The following is an 18,479-nucleotide window of genomic DNA, read 5'->3' as shown; positions in this document are numbered from 1 at the left end:
GCGGCCGATGCCGCTCGTGTACCTGCCAGACGTCGAGTCCCTGTTCCTGTGGGGCACCGAACCCGCGCCGCGCGGAGTGCCGGCCCTCGGCCAGGGTGGCGAACCGTGGACAGCAACCCTCGTCGCCCCTGAGGGACTCTCCGACACCTCGGGCCTCAAGCTGACGCTGTTCGACACCATGGCCAAGCTCGCGGTCGTGCCGGCTGCGGACATCGCGAGCCTGCCCGGTTCGGTGGCGACGTGGGTCTTGGCCAGCAAGCTCGCGATGGACCTCGTCGCCCGCGAGCGCGTGGTGCCGACGATCTCACGGCGTGGCGAGCGCATCGAGGCGCGCTGGGCTGCGGCACTCGCGGCGAGCGAGGATACGGCGAAGGTCGCGGCGATCGCCAAGAGCATGCCCCCTGCGGCGCACGCAGTGCCGGTGGGAGGCGATCGCTCGGGCGCTGTGTGGGCGCCCGACGCGCTCGTACGTGCGTACCTCGACGCCGTCGTCGACGCGCTGGTGCGCGCCGCGCGCGGAGGCCCGTCGCTTCCCGCCTCACGCGCGAAGACCACGCGAGCCGCGCCGGACGGCTGGGCCGATCGCTGGCGCACCGCACTCGGCGGTGCCCAGCGCAGCTTCGAGACCGACGGCTTCGCGGAGCGCTCCGTGGTGGACGAGCTTGCGCGCTGGAGCGAACCCGCCCTCGGCGCGCGCGACCGGCTTCGCGCATGCTTCCGCCTCGAGCTGCCGGTGGGCGACGGCAAGCCGTTCGTGCTGCGCTTCCTGCTCCAGTCGCCCGACGATCCGAGCCTGCTCGTTCCTGCTTCGGACGTATGGAAGACGAAGGGACGCAGCCTCGAGAAGCTCGGGCGCGCGTTTCGCGATCCGCAGGAGTCTCTGCTCGAGGCGCTCGGACGTGCCTCGCGGCTCTTTCCTGCGCTCGCGGAATCGCTCGAGGAGGCGCGCCCGGAGGCCGTCGATCTTGATCCTGCTACGGCGTGGACGTTCCTCGGCGATGGCGCTGCTCTGCTGGCAGAGGCGGGCTTCGGCGTCATCGTGCCCGGCGAGCTCACGGCCGTCGGCCAGCGCCGTCTCCGTCTGCGCATGCGCGTGGGCGGCAACGGTAAGAAGGTCGCGGGTGTCGTCGCCGGCACGGCCGGGCTCGCGCTCGACGAGCTCCTGCAAGTCAACTGGGAGGCCGTCATTGGGGACGAGTCTCTGACAGCGCGGGAGCTCGCCGCACTCGCCAAGCAGAAGGCACCGCTCGTCCAGTTTCGCGGTGCGTGGGTTGCGATCGACCCGCGCGAGCTCGGCGATATCCAGAAGCGCCTGGCCGGTGGCGCATCGAAGCTGACGACGCGCGAGGCGATCCAGGCTGTGCTCGCGGGCGAGGCGCGACAGGGCGGGCTTTCGATCGCCGTCACCGCGTCGGGCGTCGTGGCTGATCTGGTGGAGCACCTGCGAAACGGCGGCGCCAAGGAGCTCGGCGCACCTCGTTCACTCTTGGCGACGCTTCGCCCTTATCAGGAACGCGGGCTCAACTGGCTCGTCACCATGGGCTCGCTCGGCCTCGGGGCATGCCTCGCTGACGACATGGGCCTCGGCAAGACGATGCAGCTCCTCGCGTTCCTCCTGCGTCGCAAGGACGAGGCCCGCCGCGACGCGCGGCCAGCGTTGCTCATCGCTCCGACCTCGGTCGTCGGCAACTGGGAGCGCGAAGTCGAGCGCTTCGCCCCGTCGCTCGACGTGGTCCGCCACTACGGCACATCGCGCGCGAAGTCGGCGAGCGACATCCCGAAGAAGCCGGGCACGCTGGTCGTTACCACGTATGGCCTCTTGCGCCGCGACGCCGAGCTCCTGTCGGGGATCGAATGGTCCGTGGCTGCACTCGACGAAGCGCAGAACATCAAAAACGCGTCCTCGGCAACCGCCCGGGCCGCACGCGGCTTGCGCGCGAGCCACCGCTTCGCGCTGACGGGCACGCCTGTCGAGAATCGCCTCGCCGAGTTGTGGTCCATCCTCGAGTTCGCCAATCCAGGCTTGCTCGGCCCCCTCGAGGCGTTTCGCAGGGACTTCGCGCTACCCATCGAGCGCTACGGCAACGACGACGCGGCCGCGCGCCTGCGCCGCGTCGTCGGGCCGTTCATCCTGCGCCGCCTCAAGAGCGACCCAACCATCATCCAGGACCTGCCCCCGAAGAACGAGATGAAGGTCGTCTGCACGCTCACGCGCGAGCAGGCCACGCTGTACAAGGCGGTGGTCGACGAAGAGCTGCGGCGCATCGAGTCGTCGGACGGCATCGAGCGGCGTGGGCGCGTGCTCGCGCTGCTCATGTTCACCAAGCAGATCTGCAACCACCCGGCGCAGTACCTCGGGGAGAGCGGCCCGCTCCCGAAGCGCTCGGGCAAGCTCGCGCGCACGACGGAGATGCTCGAAGAAGGCGTGGCCGCCGGCGACAAGGCGCTGGTCTTCACGCAGTTCCGCGAGATGGGCGACAAGCTCGTCGACCACTTCAGTGCGAACCTCGGCTGCGAGGTCGTGTTCCTCCATGGTGGCACGCCGAAGAAGGCGCGCGACGAGATGGTCCGCCGCTTCCAAGAGGAGCCGCACGGACCGCGCATCTTCGTGCTCTCCGTGAAGGCGGGTGGCACCGGCCTCAACCTCACTGCAGCAAGCCATGTCTTCCACTTCGACCGCTGGTGGAACCCCGCCGTCGAAGATCAGGCCACAGACCGCGCCTATCGCATCGGCCAGAAGCGCGCGGTCCAGGTCCACAAGCTGGTCTGCGCTGGCACCGTCGAGGAGAAGATCGACCGCTTGCTCGATCAGAAGCGCGACCTCGCGTCGAAGGTCGTCGGCGCCGGCGAGCAGTGGATCACCGAGCTCGATGGCCGTGAGCTGCGCGACCTCTTCTCGCTGTCCGAGGGAGCCGTGGCGGACGGCGACGACGATGACGCGGGTTCGTCCGCACCGGCGAAGTCGCGCACGAAGGCACGCTCGGCACGCGTTCGCAGCGAGGTGCACCCATGAGTCGGTGGAGCCGCGCCGACTGGTACGAGTCCGCGCCGAAGAAGCCGCCGCCCGAGCGGGGCATTCGGATGAAGAAGGCCGGCACCACCTGGTGGGGCCAGCGCTGGATCGAGGCGCTCGAGAACGTGCTGCGCGGCGACTCCGCGCGCCTTGCACGCGGCCGAACTTACGCACGCACGGGGCGCACGCACGACCTCGTCGTCAAGGGCGGCAAGGTCACGGCCAAGGTCACCGGCTCGCGGGCGGCGCCGTACAAGATCACGATCGAGCTCACGGAGCTCAGCGCACCTGCCTGGAAGAAGGCCATCGACGGCTTGGCCAAGAAGGCGCAGTTCTCGGCCGAGCTCCTCGCTGGCCAGATGCCGCAGGCGATCGACGAGGTCTTCGTGGAGGCGGGCGTGAGCCTCTTTCCGAAGCAGCGCGCCGACCTCAGGACGAGCTGCTCGTGCCCAGACTGGGGCGACCCGTGCAAGCACGTCGCGGCCACGCACTACGTGCTCGGCGAGGCGCTCGACCGCGATCCCTACCTGCTCTTCGAGCTGCGCGGACGAACCAAGGACCAAGTACTCGACGCGCTCCGCGCTGCACGTGGTGGCCTCGGCGAGGCGCCCGCGAAGAAGGCGGGCAAGTCGAAGGCGTCGCCCGAGGCCGCGACGATCAATGTCCCGACGGTGAAGCTCGGCAAGCTGAAGGTCGCGGAGTACGACAAGCCGCGTGAGCCGCTGCCGACCTTGCACTTCAGCTTCGACGAGCCCGTCACCCACGGCGCCGTGCTGCGCCAGCTTGGTGCGCCGGCTGCTTGGGAGGGCGATGCAAGTCCGGCCGATATCCTCGCGCCTCTCGTGCGCGCGGCCGCGGAGAAAGCGCGCCACATCGCGATGGCCGAGCCGAGCGACGCCGGCGAGTCAGCCAAGCTCCCGGAGCCCTCAAGACGCAACGCGAAACCGCGGGCACGCAAGGCGACGAGCAAACAGCGATGAACCCCGACAACCGCAACAAGAGGGGACGTACGTCGCGCCTCAGCAAGGCCAGGCTCGCCGAGATGATCGAGGAGGCCACGGTCGATGCCTACGGCGAGTCCGAACAGGCGACGGGCTGGTTCACGATGATCGACGAGAACCTGGCGGTCCCGTTCGAGACCAACGTGCTCGACGTGGCGGTCGTCGTCGAGCGAGTCGACCTGGACGAGACCGAGCAAATCGTGGCGATCTGCAAGCGTGGACGCTCTCGGCAGGCGATCCGAATCCTCGACCTTCCTCTTCCAACGCCGCCGCCAGCGGGCGCCGATTGGATCGAGGCGTACCGCCAGTGGAGCCGTGGCACACGGTAGGCCGCAGAGCGCGTTCAACACCCGGTCGATGAGTGAAACGCCCCGCGTAGCGCGAGCACGATTCTCCCGGAGAAGAGCCCGCCGAGAACGCCCTCGGCCACGCCCACCACCACCTCACCGCCGCCTCCCGCGTTCTCCTCGCACCCGACGGAGAACGCCGCGCGCCCGCCACCACGCCGGCCATCCCCGCGTCGTTCTGGCAGAACCCCGAGAAGCTCGCGCCGCTCGGGGTTCCGTTTACCTGCTGGTCGCCCTTCTTGGCGCGACTCGAAAATGGCTCCGGGACCGGGCCGCCATGACGAGGTTCCGTGCACTGCCGAGCGGAGAGCGCGCGAATGCGCGGACGCCCTCGGGGAATCGCGGCGCGCGGAGTTGAACGCGGGCATCGGCGCGATGTTCGCCGCTCACGTCGGCGTCGCGCTCGACGATCGGCGTTCGGAGAGGGACCCGAGGACCGGGGGGCCGCCTCGCTTGGTCAACAGGTGTCGAGTGGCCTCCAGCCAGATCCCAAGAAACCTTATCGGCGGTGGCATCGAGGACGCGCGCCCCCTTCGACGGCCGGCCGCCCACGTTGGCGCGAGGCGCGCCCGAAGCCGGGCCTGGGGCGCCTGGCGCGGCCTGCGGACAAAGGGCGCCCACGCGCGCCGTCCGCGAAGACGGGGCGCGATGGTGAAGTCGGAGTCGGTGGTGCGCATGGTCAGGCGGCCTTCGCTGGCGGAGCGTCTTCTGCCGAGACCTCAGGGAGCGTTGAACACCAACGTGCGCTCACCGTCTTCAGGGTGAGGTCCGACGTACAGCACGACGATGCGCGCTCCTCCTTCAAACTCGACGCGGGCGAAGTAGATTCGCGCCGCACTTCTTTTCGTGGTGTTGTCCCCCTCCTTGATGTGCCACTCGGTGCTGCCTTCGCGGTACTCGCCTTTGCAGGTCCACCTGTACTTGAAGCTCACACGACCGTTCGCAGCGAAGTCCACCGCGAACTTCTGCTTCCATTCACGGAGGGGGCCGAGCTCTTCGCTGGCGGCGTAGCGTGCAAGGAGCTTCGCTCCCTCCTCGGCGAAGCGCCACCGATGCTCGACAAGCTGATCGGCGTCGTTGAGGGCGTCGGGATGGAGAATCAGATCCGGCGAGCCCTGCACGGCGGCGCGGAACGCCTCACTCGGCTTCTTGATGTACGACCCGACGCGATCGATGATGTTCTGCCGCGCATCGGCGACCTCTTGCGCCGTCGTGAAAGCAAACACCTCGACGTGCTCTTCACGCTGGCCGTCGTCATCGACGTAGGTGATGTCGACCGTGATGACGCCGCCGGCGGTCCGGTGATCGGTGGCAAGCGCGACGACGATCGCGTCCGTCATGGCCGCGAGCCCCAGGCCGACGACCTGATGACCATCGACGAGGGCCTCGGCGGCGCGTGCGCCTTCTGCCTTCGCGAAGAGGCCGCCATCACCGTCGATGTAGGGTTGCTTGGAGAGCCTGTTCGCGACGAGGCGGCCCGCATCCCTCGGTGTGTTGGGATCGAAGCACCACCCGCGAAGACCACGCCCAGCTCCGAGGTCGCGATCGGGTGCGTCCTGAACGGACCTCAGGACAGTCGCCACCCCCAGCCCGTCGAGAGCTTGCAGCGTCTGCGCGAGCGCCGCGATGCGCTCCGCTGGGGAGCGCATCGCGCACGGCACGAGGCTGCTCTCGTCGAGGATTGGTTCCACGCGCCTCACCTACAGGAGCTGAGACAGGGCTTGGTCGAACTGGTCGAAGAAGCCCTCGGGCCAGGAATCGAGGCGGCCGTCGGCGTCCAACTTCGGCGACGTCGGCGCAAAGGTGCCGTCGCTGTTGCCGAAGAAGTGGACCGCGACGTCAGCGTGGCTGATGGCCTTCGTCTTCGCTGCGAGCCGCACGCCGTTCAGCACATGGTCGGCGTGAGTCTCGACGATGACCTGTACGCCGCTCGCCGCGACCTTTGCGAGCAGCATGCCGATGTCCTGCTGGGCCTTCGGATGCAGGTGGACCTCGGGGTTTTCGATGACGAGCACATCGCCGCCCTTCGCGGCCAGTACGCCGACGAGGATGGGGAAGAGCTGCGTCAGGCCGAAGCCGACGTTCTGGGGGCGCTGGAAGTCGGAGCGATGGTCGGACTTCAACTGGAGGCTCACCGCGCTCGCACCGTCGATGGGGACGACGCGCAGGTCGCAGCCGGGGAAGAACTCCTGCATGCGCGCCTTGAGCTGGTGCAGCAACGTGGGTGGACGGTCGGCGATGCAAAGGGCCTCTCGCACCGGCTCGTCCTTCCTCCAGTGCAGAAGGCCGGCCGCAAGCTCACCGCGCGGACCCACGTGCTGGTGGCCTTGGTCGTCGCGCAGCGGCAGCAGTTCGCGAGGCCCGGTGCGCTCGGCCGTGATCCACGAGAGGCGCCGCAACGCAGCGACCACACTCGATTTCTCAGCCTGCTCGGCAGGAAGCAGCCAGCGAACGGGATCGGCAAGGGGAACGTCCTGGCCGTCGCGCGTAACGCCCTCGAGCTCCACGGACAACGCCCGACGGTTCGCGGCCTTGAACGCCCACTGCAGGCGCTCAGAACTCGTCGCCGCACCGAAAGAAAAACGGTCGCGGGCGTTTTGGTTCAGAATGTCGGCGGCGCTACCGAGCGCCAGCTCGGGGCCTTCGAGGAGCAGCGTCCGCCCCCACTCGCGCTCAGAGAGCGTCTGCGACAGCAGCACGAGCGACTGGATGACCGACGACTTGCCGCCGCCGTTCACGCCGGAGAGGAGAGTCAACGGACGCAGCTCCAGGTCGAGCTGCTGGAAGCACTTGAAGCTCGCGATGTGCAGGCTACGCAGCATCAAACACCTCCTTCATCATCGCGGCAGCGATCTCGAAGCGCTTTCGCACCTCCTTGGGCGTGTTTGGACCATACGTCACGGCGCCCACAAACTCCTGATCGTCCATGCGCTTCACGAATGCCTCTCGTAGCGCGTCCGCCTTGGCGGCGACGGTTGCGTCGTCGCGCTTCGATAGCTCGCTCATCATCACGTCGAAGATCGAGGCATTGATGATGCTACGTTTCTGATCGGCTTGGCGGTGCTTGCGGAAGGCCTGCTTCCCGAAGACGGCGAAGTTGTTCTTGAGGCCCAAGCGGAACTTCTCGCTGAGGTGCTTGCGGTCGACTTCCGGGAGCTTCTCAACGGCGCGCAACCCTCGGGCCAACCAGTCGTCCATGTCGCCCTTGTAGCCCTTCTCCTTGTCGTCGAGAGGGAGCAGTGAGAAGGAGCAGAAGCGATTCACGAACTCGCGGTCTTGCATCTTCTTCGCGTCGAGACTCCTGCCCGTGGCGTCCAAGAACAACTCGGTCGAGGCCTCGTCCCTCAGGAACTGGGTTGCAGGCCCGTTGTACAAGGCGTTCCGCATCTGCTGACGCGTCAGCACCTCGCCACCGTTGACGCGCTCGAAGATGTCGAGGCGAGCACGTTCCGGCACCTTGTGGTCGATGATGTAGCAGCGAAGCTGGCAGTCCTCGACGCGGTTCTGTAGGCGTGGCTCGAGTTGTTCGAACCTCTTCGTGTGCAGGTCTTTGCGATCCTCGAGTTCGAGGGGCAGCTCGTTGTTCAAGAAGCGCTTGAGCGTCGTAAGACGTTGCTGACCGTCAACGACGACAAGTCGCCCCTGCGCATCCTCCGCGAGGTAGAAGACCGGCAAGGGAATGCGCATGAGGATCGACTCGATGAGCCGGCTCTGCTTCTTCTCGTCCCACACGAACCCTCGCTGGAAGTCCGGGTCGAGCACGAAGTGGCCCTTGTCGATGCGGCGGACAACATCGACCGCCGTGCGCGTCTCATCACGGATGGCCAGCTCATCGATGGGATAGTCGTCCCAGCCTCCGGGCGTCGGCGGTTCAACGCCCTCCGGGAGGAGCGGGAGCTGGCCTTCAGGCGCTTCCTGGTTGGTCGGTTCAGTCATGATGAGGTCTCCAGCTTCCGTCGGTCGAGCGCCTGAAAAGAGCCAGCAAAGTCGACCACGTATCGAATTGAATGCGCGCCGAGGAGGGCTCGCGCATAGCTCGCACAGTTCAAAATGAGCGGGACGATAACGGCCGCATTCACGCTGACTTCGTCCTCCGCTCGGGCGCCCGGTCCGTGCCTGCTCACGACCGCACCGGACCTTCCGTGCCCAGAACCTCGACGAGCTCGGCGATCACCTGGACCGCGTCCTCCTCCACGTCCTCGAGCACGATGGGCGCGTACTCCGGGTTGGTCGGATTCAGCGTGATCTTCGTGTGTCGCCACGAGTCGCCGGCGCGGGCCTTCTCGCTCTCGTAGCGCTTCACCGTGTACCGATGCCCGGTCTCGGGGTCGGTGGCATCGCGGAGCTGGACCAGCACGGTGCGTCCCTGTCGCAAGCCCGTGACGGGGCCAGCGAAGAGGCAGTACGCGCCGTCTGCGATGCCCGGCGCCATCGAATGCCCGACGACCTGCGCGACGAACATGCCCGGGCGTAGCCGGCGCTCGCTCTCCACCTCGACCCACTCGAAGTCGTCATCGGCGACGTGCTGGGGATCGCTGAACGCGCCGGCCGCCGCCTTGAGCGGCACGAGCGGCACGCACTTCGCGTATCGGTCCTTCGCGGATCCCTCGACCAGCCGGAGCTTCGGCTGCGCCGCACTCTGCGGCGAGCCATCGTTGGCGCGCAGGCGGCGGTACGCCTCCTCGGCCATCCAGGACGTCACCACCTTCTGAAACGGCACGTCATTCATGAAGCGAACGAAGATGTCCTCGTTCTGGTCCATGCGGTCGACGAAGAGCCGCTCGAGCACGTTCTTGAAGAGCAGCTCGAACTTGTCGCCCGGGTTCACGGCCGCCGCGCGACGCAGGCCGTCGTCGCCCATGGCGGCCTCGACGATCTGATCGAAGAAGAGCTGATCGGCTTGGTTGAAGTCGGTCCCGAAGCGCTCGTTGACGACGTCGATGAGCTGCGAGAGCGGCACCGGCTGCTCGCGCAGCACGCCGCTTCCGACCTCGGCCGGCCCGTCGAGCTTCCGCGCCTCGCCGTCCTTGAGCGCGATGGACCCCTCGCTGATCTTCTGCAGCCGGTAGTACTCGAGCTTGACCTCGTCATCGAACTGGTAGGCGGCTCCGCTGGCACGACGCGGGAGCTTCGTCATGAGATGGCGCACGAACACGTAGAGGCGCTCGAGGTCGGAGTCCTGGTACGGGATCACCTGGCTGAGGAAGCCATACAGGTTCTGGAACGCCTGCAGCTTCCCGCGCCACAGCTCGGCCTCGTCGGGGCTCTCCTCGGAGCGGGCCTTGAAGCGAGAGACAGCGGGATCGAGCGCGGCGTTCATCGCCTGGTGGTCGAGGGCGCTCTGCTTCTGCTTGGGCTTGAAGTACACGTCGCAGAAGCGCGCGATCTCCTCGTCGAGGTAGATGCCCGCCGCGTCGAGCTCGCCCTTGATGGCGTAGAGCCGCGCGGGGTCGACCTCGTCACCGATCTCCGCGCCCTCGTAGTAGGTCTTGAAGGCCTCGCGGATCTCGTCGCGGTCGTTCACGAAGTCGAGGACGAAGGTGTCCTCCTTCAGCGGATGGATGCGATTGAGCCGCGAGAGCGTCTGCACCGCCTGAATGCCGGCGAGCCGCTTGTCCACGTACATCGTGTGCAGCAGCGGCTGATCGAAGCCGGTCTGGTACTTCTCCGCGACGAGGAGCACCTGGTACTCGGGCGAGGCGAAGCGCTCGGGCAGCTCCTTCTCGCGGAGCCCGCCGTTCATCGCCTCCTCGGTGTACGAGACGTCGGCGAGCTTGTCGTCCTGCACTGCGCCGGAGAAGGCCACGAGCGACTTGATCGGGTAGCCCTTCTCCTTGATGTATTTGTCGAAGCTCTGCTTGTACCGAACGGCCTCGAGGCGTGAGCCCGTCACTACCATCGCCTTCGCGCGCCCGCCGATCTTGTGGCGGGTGACAGCGTGGAAGTGCTCGACCATCACCTCGGTCTTCTGGGCGATGTTGTGCGGATGGAGCTTGAGGAAGCGGGCCAGCGCGCGAGCCGCCTTCTTGCGCTCGACGTTCGGATCGTCCTCGCATGACTTCAGGAGCCGGAAGTAGGTCGCGTACGTCGTGTAGCTCTTGAGCACGTCGAGGATGAAGCCCTCCTCGATCGCCTGGCGCATCGTGTAGCGGTGCGCGGGCTTGCCGCTGCGACCGAACACCGCGAGCGTCTTGTGCTTCGGGGTGGCCGTGAAGGCGAAGAAGCTCAGGTTCGTCTGCCGGCCGCGCTTGGCCATGCTGCGGAACAGCTCCTCGAGATCTTCTCGACCTTCCTCGGCGGCCCGCTTCTGCGCCTCCTTGCGGAGCGCCTCGCCGCCAAGCACCTCTTTCAGGTCCGTCGCGGTCTCGCCGCCCTGGGAGCTGTGCGCCTCGTCGATGACGACCGCGCAGCGCCGAGTCTGGAGCGTCCCCGCGCCCGCCTCCCCGCGCTCCTCGGCCATCTTCAGCAGCTGGCGTGAGACGAAGGGGAACTTCTGCAGCGTCGTGATGATGATCGACACGGCGCTCTCGAGCGCCTCGGCGAGCTGGCGCGAGCTCTCGTCGATCTTCTGCACGACGCCACGCTTGTGCTCGAACTGGTAGATGTTGTCCTGGAGCTGCTGGTCGAGCACCACGCGATCGGTGACGACGATGACGCTGTCGAAGACGCGCCGGTTGCCTTCGTCGTGCAGCGACGCGAGCCGGTGCGTAAGCCAGGCGATCGTGTTGCTCTTGCCGCTGCCGGCCGAGTGCTCGACGAGGTAGTTGTGCCCCGGGCCTTCGGCGCGGGCAGACTCCACGAGAAAGCGCACCGCTTGGAGCTGGTGGTAGCGAGGGAAGACCATCTGCTCGGTCTTCACCTTGCGGCCCTGATCGTCGCGCTTCTCGTCGACCTGCAGATGGAGGAAGCGCGCCAGCAGGTCGAGCAAGCTGTCCCGAGCGAGCGCCTCTTCCCAGAGGTAGGCGGTGCGGTAGCTCCGGCCTTGCGGATCGGCAGGGTTGCCAGCCCCGCCTCCGTCGCCCTTGTTGAAGGGCAGGAAGTGGGTGGCGCTGCCCGCGAGGCGCGTCGTCATGAGCACCGTGTCGGTGTCGACGGCGAAGTGCACGAGCGTGCGCTTCTTGAACTCGAAGATGGTCTCGCGCGGGTCGCGGTCCTGCTTGTACTGCCGCCGAGCGTGCTCGACGGTCTGCCCGGTCATCGCGTTCTTCAGCTCGAGCGTCGCGATGGGAATGCCGTTCACGCTGAGCGTGACGTCGAGCGACTTCTCCGAGCGCGTCGAGAAGCGGAGCTGGCGGGTCAGGCCGAGGCGGTTCTTGGCGTAGCGCTCCTCGAGCTCCGGGTTCAGCTCGTGCGCTGCCTTGAAGTAGGCGACGAAGAGCGTGCGCCCGTAGCACTTGAAGCCGTGGCGCAGCGTCGCGAGCGAGCCGTTCGCGTCCATCCACTTGCAGAGGTCGGCGAGGATCTGCTCGCCCGTCTTCGGCCCGTGCAGGGCTTCGAGCTTCGCCCACTCCTTGGGCTGGGTGTCCTTGATGAAGTCGAGGACCACGGACGGGAAGATGGCGCGCTCGCGGTCGAAGCCAGCGCGCGAGACGGCGACGTAGCCGTGCCCGAGAAGGTGGTGCTCGATGACCGTCTCGAACGCGGCCTCGGAGTGTCGGGGCGTGCTCGTCACGGCTCCTCCTTCCTCTTCTTGGGGCGCTTCGACTCGATGCGCTTCACCTCAGTCTCGAAGTCGCTCTCGAACTCGCGGTCCTGGCGCACGCGGAACTTGTCGTACTGTTCCTCGGCGAGGCGCTTGGCCACCTCCGCGGAGACCTTGCCGGCGTTCGAGAGCACCTCGTACTCGTTGAACTGCAGGAACGCGTCGAGCTTCGCGACCCAGTCCGCCATCTTCATCGGGATCTGCCGCGCGGCCTGGTTCTCGGCGTAGTCGAGGTACATCGACACGATGCGCTCGAGCTCCTTGATCTCGCGCTCGATCAGGTAGTTCTTGGCGACGCTGACATCGCTCTTGTGAATCTTCCCCTTGGGCGCGTTCTTCCAGGTGGTGAGGCCCATCGAGGGCTTCTCGGCGTCAACGCGCTCGGCGATCAGCTCCGCGGCAGTCTTGCCCGTGACCGCCCAGTGGAGCTTGTTCTGCACGGTCTTGAAGAACGTCTGCGTCGTCTCGGCCTGCTTGTCGTAGTCGATGCTGCACTGCTCGTAGATGTCGGTGATCTTCAGGTAGAACCGCCGCTCGCTCGAGCGGATCTCACGGATCCGCTCGAGCAGCTCGTCGAAGTAGTCCTTGCCGAAGCGCTTGTTCAGCTTGAGCCGCTCGTCGTCGAGAACGAAGCCCTTGACGATGAACTCGCGCAGCGTCTGGGTCGCCCAGATGCGGAACTGGGTGGCCTGCGTGCTGTTGACGCGGTAGCCGACCGAGATGATGGCGTCGAGGTTGTAGAACTCGATCTCGCGCCTAACCTCGCGATTTCCTTCGCGTTGAACTCTCCAAATTCTTCGGAGAGTTGCCTCCGGGCTTAGCTCCCCCGAGGCGTAGACCTCCTTCAGGTGGTAGCTGACGGTGCGGACGTCGACGCCGAACAGCTCGGCCATGCGCCGCTGGTCGAGCCAGAAGGTCTCAGACTCGTAGAGCACCTCGACGCGCACGGCGTCATCTGCGGTGCGGTAGAGGATCAGCTCGCCTTCCTGCGGGGTCTGGTCCGTCACAGCTGCCCTCCCGGCCGCGCTTGGAGGTTCCCGCTGGCGTCGAAGCTGTTCGAGCACGTGCCCACGAACGCGGCGCGCAGTCGCGCTCGCATGTTTCCGTCGGCCGCGAAGACGGTCCACCAGATGGAGAACAGCCCGGTCGCGATGGCGGTGTCCACGATCTGCTCGCGCAGCTCCACCGTGTCGTTCTGAGAGAGCCTGCGGAGTGCGTCGTTCGCTTTGCGCCAGGTTTCGAAGCGCTTGAGCCATCGCAGGTCGCTCTGCGTCGGAGGGGTCGCCGCGCCGGGAACGCGATCGAGTCCGACGAGCGCTGCGGACGCCTCAGCCTTGGCACGAACTGGTGCCGCGAGCGCGGGGTGCGGCGCGACCACACCGCCCGTGCGGTATTCGAACGCCCGAAGCGTGTTGTCGCAATCGGGCCAGAGGTAATCGGCGACCGTGACCGGCGAGTGGCCCTTGCAGGAGTTGCAGTTCACGCACGCGAGCAGGAAGTTCGACCACGTCAGCGCCAGAGCGGGAACCAGCGACTTCGCCTGCACGTGCTCGACAGCGAGGTTCGTCGCGATGTAGCGCTCGCAGTAGCTGCAATAGCGCCCAAGCCGCTGTTCGAGATCGGGCAGCGCCGTCGCGTAGTTCGCATACATCGCGACGGGGGCTGCGCCCTTGTCAACCGGCCGCATCATCGCCCCCCGTTCGAACTGCGCGCTCCAACCTCAGTTGCGCTTGGTAGGCCGGGTCGTCACTGAAACGCACGGCAAGTTCGGCGAGTCGCTCTTCGGCCTCCCGTGCCTTGTCGGGAGCGTCGCGCAGCAGCCGGTAGTACTCCTCGGCGGCCTTCATCATCTCGAGGTAGCGCTCGCTCTTCTGCGGCACCTCGACTCCCATGACGTGCTCGGCGATGTCCTCGACGCTGCGGTTCGCGTACTCGCCGAACTCCTCGGGGTCGAGCGTGATCAACTCCCCCGGCCGAAGCGACTGAATGATGAACGGCGAGTGCGTCGTTGCGATGAACTGGATGTTCGGGAAGCTGGTGCGCAGCTTCTCGACAACCTCTCGCTGCCAGCGTGGGTGGAGATGTAGCTCCAACTCATCAATGAGAACGACGCCATGCCCCGCAAGAGGGTCTTGGAGTTCCGGGTTCGCCAGGGCGAGGCGGCGCACGAGGTCACCGAGCAGAGCGATGAAGGCGCGTTCGCCGTCAGAGAGCTGCTGCAGTGAGATACGCGCACCAGCCTTCTTCACCGTCAGCCGCAGCGGATCCTCTTCGACTGCCACTTCAGCGAACCCGTCGAGGAACTCGCTCAGCACTCGGTTGAATGCAGCCAGCTCCGCGCTCTGCTGCCGGACCCACAACCGGTAGCGAGCCATGAAGTCGCGGTAGTCGACCATGCGGTTGGACAGCGCGCCGTGATGGGCGAGGCGCTGCCCTGTTGGCAGGTCCGTCGGCAGCGTTCGAGGCAGTCGGTAGCCTGCTCGATCGGTGGTGAAGTAGACGGCCACCGGGGCTTGATCGTCTTCCCGCGTCGGGTCGCCGTAGTTCTTTCGAATCTGCTCACGCACCGCGCTGGCCAGGCCGCGCGCTCGCACCCGCTGCGAGGTGGGGCTGAAGGCAACGTCGTACTTCACCGGGATGCCGGCGCAGGACACCTGCATTGCGAGGGATGCTTCCGCTTGGCCCGCGTGAACGTCATTCCCGGAGATCGTCCGCCCGCTCCCCGCACTCAGCGACAGGGCGCGAAGAAGACGCGCAAGCAGGAGCGCCAGACCATCGAGCAGCGAACTCTTCCCACGCCCATTGATGCCGGCGATCACAGTGAATCGATCGGACAACTGAAAACGCCGCTCCCCGGCGAACCCGCGAAAGTTCGTGACCGTGAGCTCGCGGACCTTCATGCCGCCGCCCCCACGTCGAGCTGGCCGGTCACCGCGGCGGCGATGAGCGCGGAGCGGCGCTCCTTGAGCAGCGCGATCGTTCGCTCGGTGGCAGCGCGGACAGCGTCGAGCTGGGCGGTCTCACGCGCGATGTGCTCGACGATGGTCCGCTGCTCGTCGGGGGGCGGCACAGGAATCCTGAGGCCCGCCACATCCTCGCATGTCAGAGCGCCCTTCGTGCCCCCCGCGTCGTCGCTAATGCTGCGCAGATAGTCGTAGGCTCGATAGAACGACCACCGCAGGAACCAAGCGTCGACAAGTGCAGGGTCGGGCGCGACGAACGCCATGTGCTGATTGATGGTCGCTTCGATCGACAGAACGACGGCTTGACCCCGCGTCTTTCCCTGTCCAGTAATCGCTACAAGCACCGTCCCAGGTCGTAGGCGCGGCAGGTGGCATTCTCGCAAAGCGGCGTCGGTTACAAACTGGTCCGACGACGTCACCTCCTCCTGGTTGACGACCGAGCTGTTCAGCCAAGGAAAGGAGCCTTCGCTCCAGTAAGCCACCTTGTCACGTTCGGGCGTGGAGCCATTGCCGACTTTGGCCAGATGCCCGACCTTCCAGAGTTCCCAATGCGCCGGGGTCACGCCCAGCCACGGCACGCCGGAGTCGCGCAGCTTCACCTTCGGGTCGAGCCCGCGCGTGACGGCGGTGGCGATGATGGCCTTGCGCTTCTCGGCGAGCAGGTCGAGGACGCGCTGCTTAGCTGCGACAACCTCGTCTAAACCCATCGCCTGTGCCCGCATCGCCGCGATGATTCGCCGCTGCAAATCGAGCGGTGGACAAGGCACCTCAAAACGCTGGAGGACTTCGGTCTCGAGCTTCTTCGTGCCGTGCGCAGATGAGTCAGCTTGCGACAGAAGCCATTCCGCTTGGCCCGCAAGCACCGCATGCAGGAACTCCGGCAAGATGGGCTGGCCACAGACGAGCGCCTTGATGTCCTGGTTGATCGTCACCGGACCAGTCGTCACCGCGACAGGAAGGGTGTGCGCGAGGATCATCCCGCGAACGACGACGAGTACGCTCCCAACTGGAACGAGCTGGGTCGCGCTACCGTCGAGCGCAGCCACGGTGATGTGGTCCTCAGAGTCGTTGATTCGATCGACCTTCATGTCCTTGGGGGATACCCAAGGGATTGTCCCGCCAGACCAGAAGTCGGCGTTGCCCTTGTCAGGGGTTCCACCGCTCAGGAAGCGCACCAAGTATCGGAGCGGGACAAGAGGCCAATCCGCGCGGAGAATGCCAAGCCACGGCACCGCGATCGGCGCTTCGCGAAGCGCGTTCATCTCGTCATCTGTCCCAGGAGCCGAACAACCTCGCTCTCCGCGTCTTGCAGTTCAGCGTCGATCTCCGCGAGTGTTCGAGGTGGCGTGAACACGTAGAAGTAGCGGTTGAAGTTGATCTCGTAGCCGACCTTGTCCTTGCTCCGGTCCATCCACGCGTCGGGCACGTGCGGCTTCACCTCGCGCTCGAAGTACGTGTCCACGTCCTCCGTGAGCGGCACGTTCTCGAAGTCGCGCAGGTCGGCGTCGGCCTCGAAGCCCGAGCCACGCCCCCCGGCTGGCACGGGCTCGGCCTTCGCGTCGCGCTGCGTGAACACCGAGCGAAACAGCTTCTGCTCGGTCGCCTTCCAGCGGCTCCCACGCTTCTTCAGGAGCGCCTCGATGTCGTCCCATGTCGCGGGCCAGTCCAGCCGCGGCTCGCGGCCGAGCGCCTTGTCGATGGCCTGCACGTCGTCGAGCAGGTGCGGGCAGGCGTCGAGGAAGCGCGCCTTGTCGTCCGTCGTCATCTGGTAGCGCAGGCGAAGCGGGCGCTCGATGGTAACGCGGGTGTAGCCGAAGTCCGCGTTGTCGAAGATCTTGGAGCGCGGGCCCTCCTCGAACTTGCCGTAGAGGCGCACGATCTCGTCGATCTGCGCGCCGGTCATGTGCCGCCGCTTGTCGCCGAGGCTGCGCTTGCTGTCTTCGCTGCCGCCCGCGGTCCACACGTCGCGCGCGTCGAGGAGCTGCACCTTGCCCTTGCGCCGCTTCTCTTTTCGGTTGGTGACGACCCAGACGTAGGTGCCGATGCCGGTGTTGTAGAACATCGACTCCGGCAGCGCGACGATGGCCTCGAGCCAGTCGTTCTCGAGGAGCCACTTGCGGATCTCGCTCTCGCCCGAGCCCGCGCCCCCCGTGAACATGGGCGAGCCGGAGAAGACGATCGCGAGGCGCGAGCCCTCCTTGTGCTCCTTCGGCTTCACGTCCTCGCGCTTGCTCCACATGTGCTGCAAGAACAGGAGCGCGCCGTCGTTCACGCGCGGCAGGCCTGCGCCGAACCGGCCGTCGAAGCCGCGCTTGTCGTGCTCCTTCTGGATCTCCTTCTGCTGCTTCTTCCAGTCGACGCCGAAGGGCGGGTTGCTGAGGAAGTAGTCGAAGGTCTCGGACGGGAACTGGTCCTCGGTGAAGATGTCGCCGAAGCGGACGTTGTCGCCGCCGCCGTTGTGGCTCACCTCCTTCATGAGCATGTCGGAGGCCGCCGTCGCGAAGGCCCGCTTGTTGTAGTCCTGCCCGTAGGCGTAGAGCTTCGCCTCGGTGTTGTGCTCGCGCAGATAGCGCTGCGCCTCGGCCAGCATGCCGCCCGTGCCGCACGCCGGGTCGAGGAGCTTGCGCACCGTGCCCGCCGTGGCGAGCAGCTTGTCGTCGTGGATGAAGAGCAGGTTCACCATGAGGCGGATCACTTCGCGGGGCGTGAAGTGATCGCCGGCCGTCTCGTTCGCAAGCTCGTTGAAGCGGCGGATGAGGTTCTCGAATATCAGCCCCATCTGCTCGTTCGGCACGTTCGACGGGTGGAGGTCGACGTCGGCGAACTTCGAGACCACGAGGTAGAGGATGTTCGCCTCGTGCATCTTCTCGATCTCGGCTTCGAACTCGAAGTACTCGAAGATGCGCTGGACGTTCGTCGAGAAGCCCTTGATGTAGCTGACCAGGTGCTTGTTGATGTTGTCCGGGTCGCCCTTGAGCTTCTCGAAGTCGAGCGGCGAATGGTTGTGGAAGCGCTGGCCCGCGACCTTGTTCAGCGTGGTGTCGAGCGCGTCGCCGGCGAGCTTGCCGCCCTTGTGCTTCTCGTGCGCGGCGACGACCTTGGCCTTCGTCTCGGCGAGGACGCAGTCGAAGCGCCGAAGCACCGTCATTGGCAGCATCACGCGCTCGTACTGCGGCGGGCGGTAGGGGCCGCGCAGGAGGTCGGCGATCTGCCAGATGAGGTTCGCGAAGGAGTTGTGATCAGCGGCCATCGTCGTCGTCTCCACCGCTGTCGCCGCCGCGGGGCTGCGCATCCATCCACCGGTCGAGCTCGGTGCGCTTGATGCGCCACTGCCCGCGGATCTTGAACGCCGGGATCTCCCCGGCCGCCGCCATGGCGTACACGGTCTTCTCGGCGAGCTTGAGCAGCGCCGCGACCTCCTTGATGGTCAGGACCTCGTCAGGCATTGGGATT

Annotated in this window: 13 protein-coding genes; 3 read left to right on the top strand and 10 right to left on the bottom strand. The window is 66.5% G+C overall.

Features of this window, described 5'->3' with window-relative positions:
* Positions 1-7 precede the first annotated feature (7 nt).
* The 3 genes from U8525_RS09490 to U8525_RS09480 are packed head-to-tail and all read left to right on the top strand — an operon-like array spanning position 8 to position 4,343.
* Positions 8-3,013, top strand: coding sequence for a DEAD/DEAH box helicase (locus tag U8525_RS09490; protein WP_374263948.1), 3,006 nt, complete (start codon positions 8-10; stop codon positions 3,011-3,013).
* Entirely contained in the window at positions 3,010-3,993 is a 984-nt protein-coding gene (locus U8525_RS09485) for an SWIM zinc finger family protein (protein WP_374263946.1), read from the top strand. The genes U8525_RS09490 and U8525_RS09485 overlap by 4 nt, the downstream gene beginning before the upstream one ends.
* The gene (locus U8525_RS09480; protein ID WP_374263943.1) at positions 3,990-4,343 is read left to right on the top strand and encodes a calcium-binding protein; all 354 of its coding nucleotides are present in this window, start codon (positions 3,990-3,992) and stop codon (positions 4,341-4,343) included. The genes U8525_RS09485 and U8525_RS09480 overlap by 4 nt, the downstream gene beginning before the upstream one ends.
* Before the next feature lie 737 nt (positions 4,344-5,080).
* Here the strand turns inward: U8525_RS09480 and U8525_RS09475 are convergent.
* The 10 genes from U8525_RS09475 to U8525_RS09430 all read right to left on the bottom strand — a co-directional run bounded on the left by U8525_RS09475 (position 5,081) and on the right by U8525_RS09430 (position 18,472).
* On the bottom strand, positions 5,081-6,052 hold the full coding sequence (locus tag U8525_RS09475) for a hypothetical protein (protein ID WP_374263941.1): 972 nt from the start codon (positions 6,050-6,052) through the stop codon (positions 5,081-5,083).
* 9 nt (positions 6,053-6,061) lie between these two features.
* Positions 6,062-7,183, bottom strand: coding sequence for a DUF3696 domain-containing protein (locus U8525_RS09470; protein ID WP_374263939.1), 1,122 nt, complete (start codon positions 7,181-7,183; stop codon positions 6,062-6,064).
* Positions 7,173-8,297, bottom strand: coding sequence for a DUF262 domain-containing protein (locus tag U8525_RS09465; RefSeq protein WP_374263937.1), 1,125 nt, complete (start codon positions 8,295-8,297; stop codon positions 7,173-7,175). Before U8525_RS09465 ends, U8525_RS09470 begins: the two co-directional genes overlap by 11 nt.
* Positions 8,298-8,481: 184 nt before the next feature.
* Entirely contained in the window at positions 8,482-12,033 is a 3,552-nt protein-coding gene (locus U8525_RS09460) for a type I restriction endonuclease (RefSeq protein ID WP_374263935.1), read from the bottom strand.
* Positions 12,030-13,070 (bottom strand): virulence RhuM family protein, encoded by a 1,041-nt coding sequence (locus U8525_RS09455; protein ID WP_374263932.1) that lies wholly within the window; start codon positions 13,068-13,070, stop codon positions 12,030-12,032. Before U8525_RS09455 ends, U8525_RS09460 begins: the two co-directional genes overlap by 4 nt.
* Entirely contained in the window at positions 13,067-13,753 is a 687-nt protein-coding gene (locus tag U8525_RS09450) for an HNH endonuclease (RefSeq protein ID WP_374263930.1), read from the bottom strand. Before U8525_RS09450 ends, U8525_RS09455 begins: the two co-directional genes overlap by 4 nt.
* Positions 13,737-14,963 carry an AAA family ATPase gene (locus U8525_RS09445; protein WP_374263928.1) on the bottom strand — a complete coding sequence of 409 codons (1,227 nt, stop codon included), beginning with the start codon at positions 14,961-14,963 and terminating at the stop codon, positions 13,737-13,739. Before U8525_RS09445 ends, U8525_RS09450 begins: the two co-directional genes overlap by 17 nt.
* The gene (locus tag U8525_RS09440; protein WP_374263925.1) at positions 14,960-16,288 is read right to left on the bottom strand and encodes a restriction endonuclease subunit S; all 1,329 of its coding nucleotides are present in this window, start codon (positions 16,286-16,288) and stop codon (positions 14,960-14,962) included. Before U8525_RS09440 ends, U8525_RS09445 begins: the two co-directional genes overlap by 4 nt.
* The gene (locus tag U8525_RS09435; protein ID WP_374263923.1) at positions 16,285-18,276 is read right to left on the bottom strand and encodes an N-6 DNA methylase; all 1,992 of its coding nucleotides are present in this window, start codon (positions 18,274-18,276) and stop codon (positions 16,285-16,287) included. The genes U8525_RS09440 and U8525_RS09435 overlap by 4 nt, the downstream gene beginning before the upstream one ends.
* The gene (locus U8525_RS09430) at positions 18,266-18,472 is read right to left on the bottom strand and encodes a helix-turn-helix domain-containing protein (RefSeq protein ID WP_374263921.1); all 207 of its coding nucleotides are present in this window, start codon (positions 18,470-18,472) and stop codon (positions 18,266-18,268) included. The genes U8525_RS09435 and U8525_RS09430 overlap by 11 nt, the downstream gene beginning before the upstream one ends.
* Between the last annotated feature and the right edge of the window lie 7 nt (positions 18,473-18,479).

This window comes from Corallococcus sp. RDP092CA, assembly GCF_041903675.1.
Taxonomy (GTDB): Bacteria; Myxococcota; Myxococcia; order Myxococcales; family Myxococcaceae; genus Corallococcus.
The sequence above is the reverse complement of the archived record's forward strand: the minus strand, read 5'-3'. Positions and strand labels throughout refer to the sequence as shown.

Coding starts and splice junctions, on each gene's coding strand:
- U8525_RS09440 (WP_374263925.1), bottom strand. CDS start 16,288: ATGAACGCGCTTCGCGAAGCGCCGATCGCGGTGCCGTGGCTTGGCATT.
- U8525_RS09470 (WP_374263939.1), bottom strand. CDS start 7,183: ATGCTGCGTAGCCTGCACATCGCGAGCTTCAAGTGCTTCCAGCAGCTC.
- U8525_RS09430 (WP_374263921.1), bottom strand. CDS start 18,472: ATGCCTGACGAGGTCCTGACCATCAAGGAGGTCGCGGCGCTGCTCAAG.
- U8525_RS09480 (WP_374263943.1), top strand. CDS start 3,990: ATGAACCCCGACAACCGCAACAAGAGGGGACGTACGTCGCGCCTCAGC.
- U8525_RS09485 (WP_374263946.1), top strand. CDS start 3,010: ATGAGTCGGTGGAGCCGCGCCGACTGGTACGAGTCCGCGCCGAAGAAG.
- U8525_RS09445 (WP_374263928.1), bottom strand. CDS start 14,963: ATGAAGGTCCGCGAGCTCACGGTCACGAACTTTCGCGGGTTCGCCGGG.
- U8525_RS09465 (WP_374263937.1), bottom strand. CDS start 8,297: ATGACTGAACCGACCAACCAGGAAGCGCCTGAAGGCCAGCTCCCGCTC.
- U8525_RS09450 (WP_374263930.1), bottom strand. CDS start 13,753: ATGATGCGGCCGGTTGACAAGGGCGCAGCCCCCGTCGCGATGTATGCG.
- U8525_RS09490 (WP_374263948.1), top strand. CDS start 8: ATGCCGCTCGTGTACCTGCCAGACGTCGAGTCCCTGTTCCTGTGGGGC.
- U8525_RS09435 (WP_374263923.1), bottom strand. CDS start 18,276: ATGGCCGCTGATCACAACTCCTTCGCGAACCTCATCTGGCAGATCGCC.